The sequence below is a fragment of the Flavobacterium sp. U410 genome (genome assembly GCF_053570605.1).
Genome location: NZ_JBSEFI010000004.1, coordinates 197871 through 216192 on the forward strand (window position 1 = coordinate 197871; position 18322 = coordinate 216192).

Consider the following 18322-nt stretch of genomic DNA (forward strand, 5'->3'; position numbering starts at 1 on the left):
TTTTGACTTTATCTTTGCACCAGAAATCAGTTGACAGTGGTCAGTTGACAGAAATAAAAATATTCTATAAGAGAAAATATAATGAAACGAGATTTTAATCAACATATAACACTAGTAGAAATGAAAGCAATAGCTTCATTAGGATGTAATTGTCCGAGTTTTTATAGTGATTATCAATTGGTGCCTCCATTTAGGGAATAGTATGTATGTACTATTGTATAAATATGGAGCACCTTAAAAAGAGGTGCTTTTTTTATGCACAAAATTTAGATTCTGTAGCTCAGCCGGATAGAGCATTCGCCTACGAAGCGAAAGATTTTAGGTTCAAATCCTAACAGAATCACACGAGTCTTTAGAAAGGGACTGGCTTATTGGGGTTACTGGCTAACCTTCCCGACTGTCTCTCGGGAGAAACGAGTTCGATCCTCGTATAAGCCGCAAAAGGTGTTTTCAGCTTATTTGGTAAAGCATTGAACTGTGAATTCAAAGAGCAGGGTTCTATTACCGAAAACACCCTAAATAACTGGGAAGATAACGATTGGTTGTTTGTCTGCTTTGGATGCAGGAGGTTGCAGGTTCGAGTCCTGTTTCCCAGACAATTGGAAGTACGTCAGAGTAGGAGAGCTGAAGCGGTCTGTAACACCGTTGTCTTTTGACTGAGTAGGTTCGAATCCTACTACTTCCACTATTAGCAGGAATGGCGAAATGGGTAAACGCGTCAGACTTAGAATCTGAATTTTGAGAGTTCGAAATGCTTTGCATTCGTGAATACCTTTTGAGATGGAATTAAAAAAAGGTGAACAATCTCTCTTCCTGTATAATATGGAACAGTGGTGTACTTGGTGTTGCACGTTAGTCTGAAATGAATTTATTCATTCAGCTAGACAAAAAAATAAAATAAAAACATTGAGCTAAAACTAAAGGTATTCGTTCGATTCGAATCTGTTCCACTAAATGAAGTTTAATTTAAATCAAAAGAAGATGAGACAAGACATTTTAAAACGATTTTTGACCAACACAGATGAAACGGGTAGATTTTTGATGAAGTCGAGAATAACTGGAATCATCTATTTTGTTGAACCCATATATAATGGAAAAACACCCGAATGGGGTGATGTGGATCCGGCGACGAAAAAAATTACAGGACACTATGGTTCTAAATATACCGGAGCTGTGACTAAAAAAGAATCTCTAATTACAGAAGAAAACGGATTTGTAAATATTGGGTATTTCAAAGGAAGTCCATTCGGAGCCATAGATGTACGCGATAAAGAACATCAAAAACGCATGGGATTATAAGTATTTTTATCTACGCAAAATAATTGCGCAGTATGTTTTGAATATTTGTATGTCTTTAAGACAAGTTCATTGAAAAGATTTTTCGTATAAGACCGAAACTTTCGTTTCTCCTCTTAATATCAAATGCTCGAAATGACAAGAACGGTTAGAGGATAAAAATATCAAGCAAGTCCTGTTGGGTGTTTCTGTATGGCACTAATGTGATACTCTTTACGTAAAAACGTATGAAGTAGTATTATGCAACTTGGCTTGGAGGTTTGAGGTTGTTTTCCAAAAAACGATCTACCATTAGTTTCGCAGGTTCGAATCCTGTTGCAACCCAGTTGGTTGTATGGCGGAGTGGTCAAACGCGCAAGATTAAGGCTCTTGTAACTATTAATTTGGATGTCATCGGTTCGATTCCGATATACCCAAAAGAGGGTATTAGCTCAGTTGGTTAGAGTGCCAAAAGCAGACTCAAAATCTGTTTTGACAAGAGAGAAGCATAACTCTTTAAAAAGTGCACAAAATTGAAAACATTTTGGTTTTTGTCAGTTTCAATATTTTTAGGAATAGCGAAACACTTACGAAGAAACCTGAACAAGGCTTCGTTCTCAAAACCGTTCTTTTGCTTTGCTGTGTGATTATTGGTTTTATATGAACTAATAAAACAAAACAACTAACCATTGGAATGCTTCTGTTAACTAACCTTTTTCCGTTTTGGACCAAGGATAAAAACCGAAAGTTTTCTTTTAAAAGAAATATTAAAATTTAAAAATATAAAGACATGATTACATTAATTACTATTAATGCTTACCAAGTAGGTTTGGTATTAGAACGAGGTAAGTTGGTAAAAGTATTGACAGAAGGAAAATACTGGATTTGGGGGAAGAAAGAAGTGAAAATCTTTGAAATGAAACAATCTTTTGTGGCACCAATTGAGTTGAACATTTTGTTAAAGAATGAAGAATTAGCTTCAATGTTAGAAGTAGTAGAAGTAGGTGATAACGAAATTGCTTTGTACTTCACTAACGGAATGTTTAAAGAAGTGTTACAAACCGGACGCTATGCGTTTTGGAAAGGCTATTTGAAAAATGAATTCGTGAAAGTAGATTTAACCAAAGTGGAAATTACGGAAGACATTTCAAAAGGTTTGTTGGAAAACATCAAATTACGAATGTACACGCGTAAATTTCAAGTTACAAACTACGAAAAAGGCTTGTTATTCGTAAATGGTAAATTCATTAAAGAATTGACTGCGGGAACTTATTATTTCTGGAATAATGCGATTCCAATTGATGTGATCAACGTTGATATGCGTCAAAAACAAATGGAAGTTTCAGGTCAAGAATTATTGACTAGGGACAAAGCGGCTTTGCGTATCAATTTCTTTGTGAATTATAAGGTTACCAACATTATTAAAGCGATTGTAGATAACAAAGACTATGAGAAGCAATTGTATGTCTTGATGCAGTTGGCTTTGCGTGCATTTGTTGGCGGATTCACATTGGATGAATTGTTGAGCAAAAAAGAAAGCATTGCCGAGATTATTTTAGAAGATACACGTTTAAAAGCTGCGGCTTTAGGTGTTGAAATTACTGAAGCCGGTATTCGCGATGTGATTTTGCCAGGCGATATGAAAGAAATCATGAACCAAGTTTTGGTAGCCGAGAAAAAAGCACAAGCCAATAGCATTATGCGTCGTGAAGAAACTGCTGCTATGCGTAGCATGTTGAACACCGCTAAGTTGATGGAAGAAAACGAAATGTTGTGGAAATTGAAAGAAATGGAATATGTAGAAAAGATTGCAGATCGCATTGGAGAAATTACCATTTCCGGAAGTGGAAACGTCATTGGACAGTTAAAAGAAATTTTTGTAAAATAAAGAAAACCTCGAATTCATTTTCGGGGTTTTTATTAAAAACTAAAGAAAATGAATAAAAAATACACCTATACAGATAGTAAATTTGATTTTAGAGAAGTGATACCTAAGCTTGGCTTGTTGTATAGCTTTTTGACTTTGGTCATCACTATGGTAACTCAAAATGAAAAAGAACATTCTCTAGACAAGAATCCGGTTCGGAAGGAAATTTATAAAAGTAGTGCTGATGCGCCATTAAAGAAAGAAACTTTTGATTATATCAGCAGAAAGTTTCCGATTAAAAGACCTAAAAAAAGAGAAAAATGAAAACAACAGATACTATTTTAATTATTGATTTGGAAGCCACGTGTTGGAAAGGCGAAATCCCAGAAGGGGAGAAGCATGAGATTATCGAAATTGGGATATGCGAATTAAACAAACACACCGGTGAAATTACTAAAAATAAAGGAATTTTAGTGAAGCCTACACAATCTAAAGTCAGTTCTTTTTGTACTGAATTGACAACAATTACTCAAGAACTTTTAGATACCGAAGGAGTTTCTTTTGAAGAAGCAATAGCTATTTTAAAAGAAGATTATCAGTCCGATCAGTTTATGTGGGCCAGCTATGGACAATACGATTTAAACATGCTGAAGCGTCAGTGTAAAGCACGAAAAGTAGCGTATCCTTTGAGTAATCAGCATATTAATGTTAAGGAGTTTTTTGCTGAAACAAAGGGATTATCTCATAAAGTAGGAATGAACGGAGCCTTAGAAATTTTAGATATTCCTTTAGAAGGTACTCACCATAGAGGAGTAGATGATGTAAAAAACATTGCTAAAATATTGCATTGGTGTTTTTTGAATGACAATTAGATAAGACATCAAAGGAGTAATAAATTGTATATTGTTTTTACCATCACTAGCTTTTATATAAAATTTGACTACCTTAATTTCACTTTTTTTGTGGGTAACCGATTTTATCACTAATGATTGGATATTTAACGGATAATTTAAAAATTAAAATCCTGTAAATCATACGATTTACAGGATTTTAATTTGAATTGATTTTGTTTCTGTGGAGTCGGAGAGAATCGAACTCTCGTCCAAACGAGCAATCAAAGAGCTTTCTACATGCTTAGTTTTCACTTGGATTTTCGACTAAAAGCTAGACTGAAAACGGTCACTTTTAGCTTAGCTTTACAAGTGTCAAAGTGGATTTAAAGCTTTACCACTTCTAGGTTTACTTTTACGGTTCCCCTGAGCCAAACGCCATAAACCAAGGCTTTTGAGGAGAATCTAGCTTTCCGCCCTCGGCGGAACTAGGCAAATCTTACTATAATTCAGATTAAGCAGCTAAAGCGTAATTATTTTCGCCGTTTAATGTTCGTATAACAGATATTTACGAGCCTACCATACTTGGCTCGGCATGCTTACTAATCAATTCCACCCGCTGTCAAAACCAGTCGACCCCCTTTTAATGATAGGCTGTTAAAAAAGATTAGTTAACAGAGTAACAAAATTTGAGCCAAAAATAAAACTATTTTATCAAAATAAAAAATATTGGAAAAGATAATGTGGAATGTTATATTTGTAACATAACCAAACAATAACAAGCAAACTATAACATTATGAAATTTGGAATTATAAGAGAACGAAAGTCACCGCCCGATAGACGTGTCGTTTTTTCACCTGATCGATTGGTACAATTTAAGAACCTTTTTCCTCAGGTAGAATTAGTAGTGGAATCTTCACCAATTCGTGTTTTTACCGATAATGAATACCAAGAAAAAGGAATTACTGTTACTGACGACTTGTCTGATTGTGATGTTTTGATTGGTGTAAAGGAAGTTCCCATAGAGGAACTGATTGCCGGGAAAAAATATTTTTTCTTTTCCCATACCATAAAAAAACAACCCTATAATCGAAAATTGCTTAAAGCTATATTGGATAAGAACATTACACTTTATGATCATGAAACAATAGTAGACAAAAATAATGCGCGATTGATAGGTTTTGGACGCTATGCAGGTATTGTAGGGACTTACAATGGTTTACGAGCCTTTGGAATGAAATATGAATTATTTGATATTCCCAAGGCAGAAACTCTGCCAGATCAAGCTGCTTTGCTACAACGTTTACGCAAAAACAGATTACCTAATATTAAAATTGTTTTGACAGGTAGAGGGAAAGTAGCTTTTGGTGCCAAAGAAATGCTCGATGGTATGAAAATCAAAGAAGTTTCGGTGAATGATTTTTTGAATAAAAGATACGATCAGCCGGTATATACTTTCATCGATGTATTGGATTATAACAAGCGAAAAGATGGTCAAGTATTAGAACGAGAGGATTTTATAGCGCACCCGGAAGACTATGTTTCCGATTTTGAGCGTTTTGCTGAGGTTTCTGATATTTTTATAGCGGGACATTTTTACGGGAATAATTCGCCAATTATTTTATCAAAAGAAATGTTGCGATCGCCTAAATGCAATTTAAAAGTCGTAGCTGATATTTCTTGTGATGTTGACGGTCCTGTAGCATGCACTCTCAGAGCCAGTACTATAGCTGAGCCAGTGTATGGTTATCATCCTAACGAAGAGAAAGAAGTGGCGTTTAATCATCCGGCAGCTATAACGGTAATGGCAGTAGATAATTTGCCGTGTGAATTGCCTAAAGATGCTAGTGAAGGTTTTGGAGAAGTGTTTTTAGAACGTGTTATTCCTGCTTTTTTCGATGAAGATGTCAATGGAATTTTGGAGCGTGCTAAAGTTACAGAAAATGGTCAATTAACGCCTCGCTTTAAGTATTTACAAGATTATGTTGATGGTGTATAAGGTGTAAAAAACAAATAAATCTAAAGAATAAGTCATTGTTTTAGTATTTAAAAGAGATGGGGTTTATAAATTAAACTCCATCTTTTTTTTATTCATTTTTCTTTTTAAGAAGCTTTTTAGAGTTTATAAAATGACAATATTAAATTAATCTATCAGGATATTTCTGATAAAATAGTAAAATAAGAGTTTGATTTATAAATATAAGATAAAATATTATAGTTTTTTTTAGAGTTGTATTATTAATGTGTTTTGTCTGATGAAATAAAATATTTTTAATTTTTTTTATGATGTTATTGCTTATATTTGGACACAAAATACATAATTTAAAAATGAATTTTCTTAAAAAAAACTTAGTATTTGTTAATTTATTATTAATGTTATTTTTATTTGCTTTTCTTCTATTTAAGCAATATAAAAGTGCCAATAAAGTTGCTTTTGTTTACAAACAAGAACTTTTTGATGATTTTCAAATGACAAAAGAGTCTAAAAAAGCAGGCGAACTTGAGTATTCTAATAAAAAGAAAATATTAGATAGTCTGTATGTAAAGTTACAAGGAGATATCGATACTTCTACTAAAGAAATTCTAATGAAAGAATTTATAGCTCAACGAGAAGAATTTGACGAATTTAACAGAAGTTTTGCATTGCAAGAATCAGATAGAATTTGGGAACGCTTAAGGGAGTATACAAAAAAATTTGCAGAAGAAAAAGGTTATGAAATAATTCTGGACTCAGAAAAAGGATATGAAGGAAGTGTAATCTTTGCAGATGATAAAATTGATGTTACTAAAGAGTTATTAGAATTTGTAAATAAGAAATATAGTGGGCTTTAATAGAATATTGATTAACAGTCTGATTTTATTCTCTTTTTTTATTTCTTGCAAAAAAGAAGAGAAATCAGAGAAAGTAGAAAATGATAGTTTAATCCGGCAACAATTATATCGTTTAGAGAATGTCGGTTGGAAATCAAAAATTCATACAGAATTTATAGGAGGAATTAACTTTTCAGCAGTAGAAGTTCCTGTGCAATACTATTTATTAAAAGATAAAGGGAATCAGGACTTGTTTTTGATAGATTCTATCTATCAAGAAAATAAGAAAGAACGAATTATTGAATTTACGTTTACTCAAGAAGATGAAGAAGATTTACTAAAAGAAAAATTTACCACACTTAATTATGAAGATGGTATAAAATATTTAGCATTCTCTATAGATAAAGATTTTTATGCCGTTACTTCTAAAAATGATACTATTCTTTGTTCAGGAGCTCAATACGAGCGCAATTTCAAAATAGCACCTTTTCAAAAACTGATATTGTTTTTTTCAGGAATTGAACCTGAAGAAGAAATACAGTTAATCTATAAAGATAAATTATTTGGAAAAGGGATAATAAAATTTCAATTTAAAGATACTTATACAGAAATACCATTATGAAGCAGATTAGAACCAGTAAGTTTTCTAAACTAGTAGCTTATTATTTGGCTATTATGATGTTTTTACAAGTTACCCAACCCATACAGATGTATGCATTGACTAGTGGTCCTTCTCAGCCCGAGTTTAGCGCTTTTACTCCAATAGGGACATCAGATATGGTTGATCTAGCCAGTGGCGACTTTAATTATAATATCCCTATAATGGATGTAGGAGGATACCCGATTAACTTAGCTTATGATTCTGGAGTAACGATGGATCAGGAAGCTTCGTGGGTAGGATTAGGATGGAACCTTAATATAGGACAAATCAATAGACAAGTGAGAGGTTTACCCGATGATTTTGATGGTGATTTGATGGGGTATGAAAATAACATGAAAGATAATATTACCGTTGGAGCTAATTTTGGAACTAATATAGCTGCTTTTGGAATTGGAGAGAGTGGAGAAAGTGGTGGAAGTAGCGGAAGTGGAGAAAGTAGTGGAAGTAGTGAAGGCAGTGGAAGTTTATCAAATGGAGATATCATAAAACTTCAAGCGGGTTTAGGTGTAAGGTATAATAATTATGATGGAATTAATTTTTCTGTTTCGGGAGGGCTTAGTTTTGAGATGGCTAATTCTTTAGATGTAGGAATGCAAATGGAGTCTTCTGTTCAAGACGGAGTCTCTGCTTCTCCATCATTATCATATAGTCATAAATTAGGAAATAAAAAATTGAGCGATTACAACTTAGGAGGTTCTCTAGGGGTTTCTTATAATAGTAGAAAGGGAGTAGAATCAATGACTTTTTCGCCTAGTGTTAAAAAAATAACAGGAAAAATATTTAAGCAAGATTCTAAAAGGAGAGAGGGGCATAATGTTATTGGGATGGGAGCGACTCTTTCTTATAATCCGGATGTGTCTTATACTCCAACGAAGCGTGTAGGCATGCAGTCATCAAATTATATGTTTAATATGGATATTGATGTCAGTATATGGGGATTAGAACCGGGATTAAAGTTTTCGGGTTTTAGAACTAAACAGGGAATTGATGATTCAGAAAAGATAAAACAAGAAAAAGCTTATGGTTATCAATCTACATACAAAGCAAGTGTAAGAGATATTTTGGATTTTAATAGAGAGAAGGATAGAACGGTTAACAGAAATACATCTGTGTTGCCAATGACTAATTATACTTTTGATATATATAGTGTACAAGGGCAGGGAGTTTCAGGTATGTTTCGTCCTTATAGAAGTCAGGTAGGTTATGTATTTGATAACTATATAGAAGATAAAAGTAATGGAGGAAGTTTAGGACTTGAGTTTGGTCCAGGTGGAAGTCAGGAGTGGGGATTCAATTTAACTGTAACATCAGCGAATAGTAATACTTCATTATGGAGTAGCGGTAATCAAGCTTTAAGTCGTTTTAAAAAGAAGACAGATACCTCTTTTGACTATGAAGAGATTTATTTCAAAAATGTAGGGGGTGACCATGTAGATACAGACTGGGATTTATTTAAGAATAAACTTGGAGAATATAGAGCGATTAAATTCCCAATTACGGGTTCAAAATTTGGAAGAAATACTAATCCTAAGTATTTTAAAACAAGCGGAGATGGTAGTATAACGGAAATAGACGCTACAAATAAAGTAGCGAGAGAAAATAGAGTTGCCAGAAATCAGGCTATTCAAGTTTTAACATTATCTGAAGCAAAGAAATTTGGTTATACCAGACAGTTTAGTAAATATGCTAAAAATCATCATACGGCAGAGATTCGAATATTGAAAGAAGGAGGTGATCAATATGTTTTTGGAAAGGCACTATACAATACAATAAAGAAGGAAGTGACTTTTGATGTTAGCGGTAGAAGTACAGATTGCGCTAGTGGTTTGGTGAATTATAACGGAGATGATAATTCTATTAATAATAGTAGAAGCGGAGACCAATATTTTAATAGGGTAACGACTCCTCCTTATGCTCATACTTTTCTGTTAACGGAAATATTATCTTCTGATTATCAGGATATAGATGATAAAAAAGGACCTTCTGACGGTGATTTAGGTTCCTACACAAAATTTGTGTATGAATATCCGGAATCAGAAGATCAAGAAAGTAGTAATGGTGAAATTTATAAGTGGCGTGTTCCTTTCGAAGAACGACAAGCGAATTATGATGAAGGATTAAAGTCAAGTCAGAAAGATGACAAAGGAAATTATCTTTATGGAGAGAGAGAGCAGTCTTATATAAAGAGAATTGAAACAAAAACGCATATTGCAATTTTTGAATTGTCCAAGAGAAAAGATGGTTTCGGAGTAAAAGGAGAAAACGGAGGATTAAATACAGATTCACCATCTTTTAAATTAGATAAGATCTATTTGTATTCTAAACCAGAATATGATAGTTATGGAGAAGAAGCTAAACCTATAAAAGTAGCACACTTTGTTTATGATTATGAATTATGTCAAGGAATTAATAATAATAATAATAATAGAGAAAATGCGGAAGGCAATGAATTAGATAATCAAGGAGGAAAATTAACTTTAAAAAAGGTGTATTTTACGTATAGAGATTCTAATATGGGAAAATATACACCTTATGTTTTTAATTATCAGAATAATTACTCTTATAACATGAAAGCTTATGATATATGGGGAAATTATAAGCCGGTCTCAGCTAATGTAAGTTGTAAACCTTTTGATTCATCAAAAGATATGTCTAATTCAGAATTCCCTTATGTAGATCAGAATGATTCTTCAATAGATGATTACACAAGTGCCTGGATTTTAAATAGTGTAAAATTGCCTTCAGGAGGAATCATAGAAATTAATTATGAATCAGATGATTATGCCTATGTTCAGGATAAAGAAGCCATGCAAATGTTTAAAGTACTTGGAGCCGGAACAGGAGGAAATACATATAGTAATAATTTATATAGTTTGAGCGTACAAGACTATTTGTATATAAAAATAAATGAAGAGATCTCAGACAGTAATAAAGAGCTATTCAAACAAAAATATATTAGAAGTTTAACTAGTGATCCTGTATATTTTAGGTTTTTATTGAATATGGCAGACCCTAATTTGCTTTTTGGAGGTGATGCAGATAAATATGATTATGTTACGGGCTATCTTCAGTTAGATAATCAATTTACATTATACCCTAATTCACAAGAAGGGACTACTATAGCAGCTATTAAGATAAAGAAAGTAGATAAAGGGGATGGAGTTAACAGTAATAAACAAGTAAATCCTATTTCTAAAGCAGGTTGGAATTTTGGTAGATCTTATCTTAATAATCTAGTCTATGGTATAACGAATGAGGAAGATACTGATGATTTGAAAAGCATAGTTTTTAATTTGATAGGAGCACTACCTTCAGTACTTCAAATTTTTCAAAGCCCTAACGGTAGATTAGAAGACAAAAGAATAGCAAGCAAATTTGTGGCAGATAAATCTTGGATCAGGTTAATGAATCCTGATGGTAAAAAGAAAGGTGGCGGTAGCAGAGTTAAAGAAGTTAAACTTCACGATCAATGGGATGTTATGACAGGTAATGATGAGGATCCTGTTTATGCACAATTTTATGGACAGCAATATTCTTATGTAAATAAGGATAATAAATCAACAGGAGTGGCTACGTATGAGCCTATTGGGAGTAAAGAAAATCCTTTAGTGAAGCCTTTTTATGATAAAGATAATCCTGGGTTATTATTAGGACCAGACGAGCAAAATTATGTAGAAGAACCTTTAGGAGAGTCATTTTATCCTACTCCCAAAGTGACTTATAGTAGAGTTGAAGTTAGAAATCTGCCTAGAGAAAAGACTATAAATCAAGGAGCAACCACTTTAAAAGTAAACAAACATGCTACAGGTAGTGTGGTAACTGAATTTTTTACTTCAAAGGATTATCCAACGGTTGTTGATTATACTCCGGTTTCTTCTTATTACGATAAATCACCTTTGGCAAGTTTAATAGAAATAAATGATAAACAACATCTAACAATGTCACAAGGTTTTTCTATTCATACAAACGATATGGACGGAAAAATGAAAAGTCAAAGGGTTTTTGCTGAAAATCAGACTAGTCATATATCAGGAGTAGATTATAAGTATTATGATAAAACTTCTAATGTTAATAATGAAGGACTTTTAAATAATGAAGTTACTACAATAGACAGAAATGGTCAAGTATCGAATGCTATAGTAGGTGTGGATTATGACGTTATAAATGATTTTAGGAAAAATGAATCAATTTCAGAAACAGTAGGTGTGCGATTTAATAATGAAGGTTTACCACTAGCTCTTATTTATTTAATAGTTCCGATACCTTTACCGAGTTATTCAAGACATGAAAATATACTTAAAACAGCAGTAACAACCAAAGTATTACACTCAACAGGTATTTTAAGAGAAACAATAGCTTATGATGCAGGTTCAGTAGTTTCCACTAAAAATTTGGCTTGGGATGCCGAGACCGGACAAGTATTGCTGGCAGAAACAATTAATGAATATAATGACAAATATTATAGCTTTAATTATCCTGCTTATTGGGCTAATGCTTATAAAGCAATGGGGCAAGCTGTTCATAATTTAGGATTGCAAGGTGTCATTAAACCATCAGCAAATGAAGAAGGATATTATCAATTGGTAGATAATACAAATAACTCTGTTGATGTTGGTAAATATTTAATGTCTGGAGATGAATTGTGGATAACACAAAATAAGACAAATGGGTATACCACACCAATTTATGGTGATATTCCAAGAGCTTTCAAAGCTTGGGTTTATGAAGTGAACGCTAATGGAGATCTACTTTTGATAGATGAAGACGGGCTTAGAGTAGATCAATATAAAGTAACCAATGGAACAGTAAAAGTAGTTCGTTCCGGTTATAGAAATTTACAAACAGCCAGTATGGCTTCAGTAACCTCTATGCACAATCCTTTATTGAACTTATTTGTAAATCAAGAAGATGGAAAAAGTTATTTAGATTCCAATCTTTTTGAAACAACAGATTGGAATGATTATAGAATAATTAATACTTCTGCTATTGAGTATTCTAATTTCTGGCCTGGTCAGTGCGAATGTAATTTACCGCAAATTGCTGTTGATTCTGAAGGAGGACTACTTATTGATTTTAAACTTATAAGATATGATGATGTAAGATTTGATATTGACGAGGTATATAAAAATGCATATAATCCTTATGTATATAATGTTTTAGGGAACTGGAGAGCTAAGAAATCTTATGCTTATCTAACGGGAAGACACCAATCTACAAATGTTACGCCGCGAATATCCGGATTTTATAAAAGTTTCTATCCATATTATGTAAGAGATGATGAAGGAGGCTGGAACAAAAATACGGTGAGTAATTTAAGCAAATGGACATTTGCATCAGAAGTTACACAATATAATCCTTATGGTCAAGAAGTAGAAAATAGAGACGCATTGAATAGATACTCTTCTGCTTTATATGGGTATAATTATAGATTTCCTTTAGCTGTAGCTTCTAATACTAAATATTCCGAATTAGGATATGACGGATTTGAAGATTATAATTTTTCAACTTGTGATTCTCTTTCTCATTTTAGTTTTGAAGGAAGTTTAGACTCACATAATATTAAAATTGCAAACAATCAGTCACATACCGGAAGAAGAAGTCTTCGTGTAGCTCCTGCAGAAGATGAAACAGGTAGAAAAGCATTGTTGAAGAAGAAAGTTGTGACTTGTAATACAGCTTCAAATACAGCAAAACAACTTAAAGTAAAACGAACTATTAAATAAAGAGAGAAATGAAAAACATTAAAATAAATATTTTAGTAAGTTTTATTTGTTTACTATTTACGAATAGTTTGTTTGCGCAAGTTAATTCTCATGAAAGAATGATAAAAAAAATGAGAGAAAGAGGCTTGTCTGAAAAGGAAATAGAAAATGAGATTTCTGAGATGAATACTTTTTATCAGAAGACATTGTATCAAGAGTATAAAAGAAGTCAGGATGAAATAAATAAAAAAGTATCAACACAGACTGCTACTCAAAGCATAGTATGTAGCGATGTCTCAGCCTCTGAAAAAGCAGTTTTACAAGCTATATATGATAATTTAAATGGAGTAGCTTGGGCAACAAATTGGGATTTTAATACTCCGGTAACATCTTGGGATTCAGCTACTCAGACTGGGTGGTATGGAATCACGCTAAATGAATCTTGTGGTATTGAAAAAATATCATTAATAAATGTTAATGTACAAGGAATATTTCCGGATTTAAGTAATTTAAGTAGTTTAAAATTTCTACAGATACAGCCTAATCGAGCAGGTTATAGTCCTGTACCATATTTTATAGGAGGAGATTTTTCGAGTATAGCTACTTTACAAAACATTGAAAGTATTTTTCTTGAAGATTGTGATTTCGGAGGTAATTTTCCCTCTAATTTTATAAATATCGCTAGTACTATAAGAGTTTTATCATTAAGGAGATGTAACCTCAATGATATGAATGAATTATGTTCTATAGTTAGTATGTATTCGCTTTTAGAAACCTTGCATTTAGATGAGAATAATTTTTCAGGAGTACTTCCAAGTTGTTTTAACCCTAATAATTTTAGTGATTTGACTCAAATTACGATGTCTTGGAATGATATTACAAATATTGATGTTTTAGAGAGTTTTTATAATTTATATACAGTTGATTTTAGATTTAACCAAATTTCTGGAGATATACCTGATTTCTCAAACAATGTAAACTTAACATACTTATCTTTAAGGTCTAATAGTATAACAGGGGTAATACCAATTAATTATCCTGGCAATATATACGTATTGGACTTAAGCCGGAATTATTTAGAAGGAGATATTCCTATGCTTAATATCAATTCTAGTTGGCAAACACATTCTTTTATAATAGAAAACAATAAATTTAAATTTAAAAATTTAGAAAATAATTTTAGCTATTACCAAAACTATTTTTCAACTTTATCATATAATCCTCAAGCTAAAACTGATGCTGTAATAGATGATACTATTGGATCTGGATCTTCTTATACAATGACCATGCATGAAGATGGAAATTATTCTTCTGTAGAAGAATACCAATGGTATAAAGGAACCTACCCTAATGGCGTTGCTATATCGGGTGCGACTTCAAGACAATATACCATAGGTTCTGTTTCTACTTCAGATACAGGGAGTTATTATTGTCTATCAACTCATCCTGATATAACAATTTCTTCAAATAATAATAAAAATTTAGTTTTACAAAGAGAATCAATTAATTTAGTTGTAGCTGCTTGTGAGCCTTTAGAAGGAACAATAAAATTTTTGAAAGGGACTAATTTATACTGTAAAGATGAAAAAATATCTGTGAGTTTTTCTTCATCAAGTACATTAGGAACAAATTTTGAATATTTATGGACATTTAATGATAGTGGTAATTTAATTACATCAAATGATGTTGATTTTGCTTTTATCCCCACATCTTCAGTTGGAATTTCAAGTACAATAACTCTTCAATTGACCGACATCGATACAGGATGTATTTATAATTATACTTCTGAAGAAATTAATATTATAAATTGTGCAGCATGCGATTTTGGTCGTGGTAATTTTGGAATAATAGCATCTAAATTCGTTTCACTATTAAATTATTTAACTACATTAACTAATGTTCCTGATGGTTTTACTTGTCCTGAGTTAGTTGATTTGACGCCTTTTATAATGGTATCTAACCCAACCATTAACAATTTTACTAATTCTTCAGGTGTAATGACCTTTTCATTTAGTAGTAGTACAACTGATGATGTAGAATATTATTATGACAATAACTCAGTATTAAGCTCTATTTCTCTTATTGACTATCATGGGTATAATGACAGTTCATTCTTTTTGAATCAGTATCAAGGTGATGATTTCTATTATAATAGGGGAAGTAATGTAAAAAATATTGATTTCTGCAATGAAGATCCTTGTACACTGCATAATCCTTATAGCCAAACTATAAAACAATATTATATAAGTTTAATTAATCGTCTTTTAACAGATGCATTAGCTAATGGAAATACTCTTCCTAATGGGTATTACCCGTACCCGGAACTTAGTAATTTAGCTCCATATATAACAGATTCTAATATAGGTATTTATAATGCTCATTTTACAATCTCATATGATAATAATGATTATAGGGAAGATTTTCGATTTTCTTTTACTGATCATGCCGTGGAGGATTATGATGTTAGTGTAAGATATTTAGGTTATTTGCTTGACGATATTGATATTTCTATGTATTTTGATGATCCAAATACTTTAAACTTCATAGACATGACTTATAAAAATGGCTATGTAGAAGCAAAGCAACTTGTTAAGCATATAGATTTTTGTCCGGATGAATTAATACCTTGTACAACAACGAATCCTTATTCACCAGTAGTTCGAGGCTTATTTCTGGATCTATTAGAACATTTAATACAACGAAAATTAAACGGTGATACAGATTCGGCAATTGAAGGATCTACACCTGTAGAACTAATTGCTTTAGCTCCTTATATCACTGATCCTAACCCTGTGGGAATTTATAATTTTGTTTCTACTTATGCTAGTAACGGGTTAATAGGAATTTCATTTTCATTCATATCAGGTCATTCTGCAGATGTATATATTGAAGGAACAAATCTTTATAATCTCAATAGTAATAATTTCCAGTTTGATTTATCAAATTATTCTGATTCAGAACAAGGTATTACAATTATTAATTACAGTAGTGAAGAATTTACTTTAAAAGTAGGAAAAATTAAACACATAGAATTCTGTCCGGATGAGTTACTATGTAAAGCGCATGTCGCTATTGTAGTAGATGAGTCTGGTTCAATAGATGATCGAGAAGCTTTTAGAATTAGAACGCAGTTGAGTAGTTTTATAGAAAAACAGGCTTCAGATAATGAAACGTTAGGAGCGAACATGCATATTTCTTTGATTGGATTATCCGATTCAGATGATCCTACATCGAGAGACTCCGGAATTTCTTCTTCTGGAAATAACGTTATAGGTACTGAAAAAATTACAAGCCAAAATAAGAATCAGTACTTAGATTGGATTAAAGATTATAGAAGAGGAAGAGTAAGTCCTAGTTCTGATTATTGGAGAGGAGGTCTTGAAAAAGCCTTGAGTTTAGGAGATGTAGATTTGGTTATATTAATAACAGATGGATGTCAGACCAATGATGCCGGGCTACTTAAAGAAACAGTTAGAAAATTCAATAATAATGGAGGAGGTACAGATAATGAAAATACTACTATTCCTCCTCATCTTTTCGTTATAGGAGTGGAAGATGGTTTTTATGTAGATACAGATGAATCACCTATTAAAGGAAAAGTATTAAGTACTAATCAAGATCCTAATTATAATACGGAATTATCTAGACAATCAACAACAGGAAGAGTAGCTTCTTTTTTGAGAACATCTTTAAAGTATTTAATGGAGTACACAGATCAAGGTTCATTTCCTGTTGAAGAAAAATATTATTTCCAATATAACAATGAAAGCCCAGCCTTAATGGTAGATTATTATGGAACGGATGATTTCGGTTTTTTTACAGATGAAGTAAATTACCTTTCTAATGGTTTAACAGGTTCAGATGTGGATTTAAGTTGTGGAGGTTATATTCCACTTGAAACATGTAATAATTGTATCAATTTTAAATTAGATGAAGGCAGAGAATATGTTGTAAGTACTTGGGTAAAAGAAGAACAAAAGACACAAGTGTATAATTATGACAATTCTAAGATCTATATCAATTTTTCAGATGATGCCGGAAAAAGAATTTTACATCCTAGTGATCCGGCAAATACTATTGACCCCGGAGATCCTCAATATTCACCATGGCCATATTATGTAAAAGGTGAAACTTCCGGAGAGATAATAGACGGTTGGCAACGCATTTTTACAAAGTTTACCGTGCCTTCTAATGCTATTTACCTAGAAGTAGAACTTGTAAATCTAAGTCAGATTGTTCCCGTTTATTTTGACGATATACGCATACATCCTAAGAATGGAAGTATGAAGTCCTTTGTTTATGACCCGGAAACATTTCGTTTAATGTCAGAATTGGATGAGAACAATTATTCCACTTTTTATGAATATGATAAAGAAGGAGGGTTAATAAGAGTAAAAAAAGAAACTTCACGAGGAGTTAAAACAATTCAGGAAACACGTTCAGGTAATGTTATTAAAGAAGATAATGATGAGTAGATTTTTTTTAGTATTAATTTTTGTCTCTCATTTTTTAGGAGCACAAACAGTACAGGAAGTTTTGAATAACGTCAATAAAGAATATTCAAAAAAAATGCCATTGAGTTATAAAGTAAAGTATAACTTATACAAGAGTAAAGAACAAGATAAAATATACGAAAGCTATAATGGTTTTTTCAAAAAAAATGAAAAAAATGAAATTTACCAGAAAATAGACCAAACAGAGTTATTATGGAATAATAATTTTTGCTTAAAAGTCATTCATCCGGATAAATTGATGACACTATCTTTCTCTCAGCCAATTAGTACGGGAGAAATCAATATGAATGATTTGTACCAGTTTTGTTCCGTTAAATCTTTTAATAAGAAAAAAGATTTGTGGGAACTTACGTTAGAGCCTAAAGCATTTTCAGGTCTTCCTTACTCCAAAATCGTAGTTTTGATAGACAAGAAATATTTTATAAAAAAACAATTGTTTTATTACAACACGGGAATCAATTTCTCAGGAGACTACAAGAAACAGGATGTTAATTTACCGGTTTTAGAAATTCTTTATTCTGATTATAACCGTAACGCTATAGAAAATAGTTTTTTTAATGTTAGTCAATATCTTACCATAAGTAAGGATAAAATAACAGTATCTGATCGATATAAAGGATACATTTTAGATGATCAAAGAGAAATTACGATAAAATAAAGA

10 protein-coding genes, 5 tRNA genes and 1 other RNA gene are annotated in these 18322 nt (G+C 32.2%); 15 read left to right on the forward strand and 1 reads right to left on the reverse strand.

Going from position 1 to position 18322, the window contains the following annotated elements; all coding sequences use genetic code 11:
• Nucleotides 1–269: 269 nt before the first annotated feature.
• From ACUSJC_RS04885 to ACUSJC_RS04925, 9 genes are all read left to right on the forward strand, one after another.
• Nucleotides 270–343 (forward strand) — tRNA-Arg (locus ACUSJC_RS04885).
• A 180-nt stretch (nucleotides 344–523) separates the two neighbouring features.
• A tRNA-Pro gene (locus tag ACUSJC_RS04890) sits at nucleotides 524–596 on the forward strand.
• 5 nt (nucleotides 597–601) lie between these two features.
• Nucleotides 602–685: transfer RNA gene (locus ACUSJC_RS04895), tRNA-Tyr, on the forward strand.
• Nucleotides 686–692: 7 nt separating this feature from the next.
• Nucleotides 693–768: transfer RNA gene (locus ACUSJC_RS04900), tRNA-Leu, on the forward strand.
• A gap of 213 nt (nucleotides 769–981) precedes the next feature.
• Nucleotides 982–1299: a hypothetical protein gene (locus tag ACUSJC_RS04905; protein ID WP_449268436.1), complete on the forward strand. Its 318-nt coding sequence runs from the start codon at nucleotides 982–984 to the stop codon at nucleotides 1297–1299.
• Nucleotides 1300–1623: 324 nt separating this feature from the next.
• A tRNA-Leu gene (locus ACUSJC_RS04910) sits at nucleotides 1624–1713 on the forward strand.
• Between the two features lie 352 nt (nucleotides 1714–2065).
• A complete protein-coding gene (locus ACUSJC_RS04915) occupies nucleotides 2066–3163 on the forward strand; it encodes a slipin family protein (RefSeq protein ID WP_449268437.1) in 1098 nt (365 codons plus the stop codon).
• A 48-nt stretch (nucleotides 3164–3211) separates the two neighbouring features.
• Nucleotides 3212–3466 (forward strand): hypothetical protein, encoded by a 255-nt coding sequence (locus ACUSJC_RS04920; protein ID WP_449268438.1) that lies wholly within the window; start codon nucleotides 3212–3214, stop codon nucleotides 3464–3466.
• Nucleotides 3463–4014, forward strand: a complete 552-nt coding sequence (locus ACUSJC_RS04925; RefSeq protein WP_449268439.1) for an exonuclease domain-containing protein — start codon at nucleotides 3463–3465, stop codon at nucleotides 4012–4014. Before ACUSJC_RS04920 ends, ACUSJC_RS04925 begins: the two co-directional genes overlap by 4 nt.
• Nucleotides 4015–4214: 200 nt before the next feature.
• Here ACUSJC_RS04925 and ssrA read toward each other — a convergent pair.
• Nucleotides 4215–4612: a transfer-messenger RNA gene (gene ssrA / locus ACUSJC_RS04930) on the reverse strand.
• Nucleotides 4613–4769: 157 nt separating this feature from the next.
• Between ssrA and ACUSJC_RS04935 the strand changes: the two genes are divergently transcribed.
• From ACUSJC_RS04935 to ACUSJC_RS04960, 6 genes are all read left to right on the forward strand, one after another.
• Nucleotides 4770–5972, forward strand: coding sequence for an NAD(P)-dependent oxidoreductase (locus ACUSJC_RS04935; RefSeq protein WP_449268440.1), 1203 nt, complete (start codon nucleotides 4770–4772; stop codon nucleotides 5970–5972).
• A 329-nt stretch (nucleotides 5973–6301) separates the two neighbouring features.
• On the forward strand, nucleotides 6302–6805 hold the full coding sequence (locus tag ACUSJC_RS04940) for an OmpH family outer membrane protein (protein WP_449268441.1): 504 nt from the start codon (nucleotides 6302–6304) through the stop codon (nucleotides 6803–6805).
• A 7-nt stretch (nucleotides 6806–6812) separates the two neighbouring features.
• Nucleotides 6813–7406: a hypothetical protein gene (locus ACUSJC_RS04945; RefSeq protein ID WP_449268442.1), complete on the forward strand. Its 594-nt coding sequence runs from the start codon at nucleotides 6813–6815 to the stop codon at nucleotides 7404–7406.
• Nucleotides 7403–13168: a hypothetical protein gene (locus tag ACUSJC_RS04950; protein ID WP_449268443.1), complete on the forward strand. Its 5766-nt coding sequence runs from the start codon at nucleotides 7403–7405 to the stop codon at nucleotides 13166–13168. Before ACUSJC_RS04945 ends, ACUSJC_RS04950 begins: the two co-directional genes overlap by 4 nt.
• A 110-nt stretch (nucleotides 13169–13278) precedes the next feature.
• On the forward strand, nucleotides 13279–17622 hold the full coding sequence (locus ACUSJC_RS04955; RefSeq protein ID WP_449268444.1) for a hypothetical protein: 4344 nt from the start codon (nucleotides 13279–13281) through the stop codon (nucleotides 17620–17622).
• Complete coding sequence (locus ACUSJC_RS04960; RefSeq protein WP_449268445.1) at nucleotides 17615–18319, forward strand: hypothetical protein; 705 nt, start codon at nucleotides 17615–17617, stop codon at nucleotides 18317–18319. The genes ACUSJC_RS04955 and ACUSJC_RS04960 overlap by 8 nt, the downstream gene beginning before the upstream one ends.
• Nucleotides 18320–18322 lie beyond the last annotated feature (3 nt).

What these genes read in the sequence shown, in the direction of transcription:
- ACUSJC_RS04935 (WP_449268440.1), top strand. Translation starts at nt 4,770, where the DNA reads ATGAAATTTGGAATTATAAGAGAACGAAAGTCACCGCCCGATAGACGT.
- ACUSJC_RS04955 (WP_449268444.1), top strand. Translation starts at nt 13,279, where the DNA reads ATGAGAGAAAGAGGCTTGTCTGAAAAGGAAATAGAAAATGAGATTTCT.
- ACUSJC_RS04920 (WP_449268438.1), top strand. Translation starts at nt 3,212, where the DNA reads ATGAATAAAAAATACACCTATACAGATAGTAAATTTGATTTTAGAGAA.
- ACUSJC_RS04950 (WP_449268443.1), top strand. Translation starts at nt 7,403, where the DNA reads ATGAAGCAGATTAGAACCAGTAAGTTTTCTAAACTAGTAGCTTATTAT.
- ACUSJC_RS04925 (WP_449268439.1), top strand. Translation starts at nt 3,463, where the DNA reads ATGAAAACAACAGATACTATTTTAATTATTGATTTGGAAGCCACGTGT.
- ACUSJC_RS04905 (WP_449268436.1), top strand. Translation starts at nt 982, where the DNA reads ATGAGACAAGACATTTTAAAACGATTTTTGACCAACACAGATGAAACG.
- ACUSJC_RS04960 (WP_449268445.1), top strand. Translation starts at nt 17,615, where the DNA reads ATGAGTAGATTTTTTTTAGTATTAATTTTTGTCTCTCATTTTTTAGGA.
- ACUSJC_RS04915 (WP_449268437.1), top strand. Translation starts at nt 2,066, where the DNA reads ATGATTACATTAATTACTATTAATGCTTACCAAGTAGGTTTGGTATTA.
- ACUSJC_RS04940 (WP_449268441.1), top strand. Translation starts at nt 6,302, where the DNA reads ATGAATTTTCTTAAAAAAAACTTAGTATTTGTTAATTTATTATTAATG.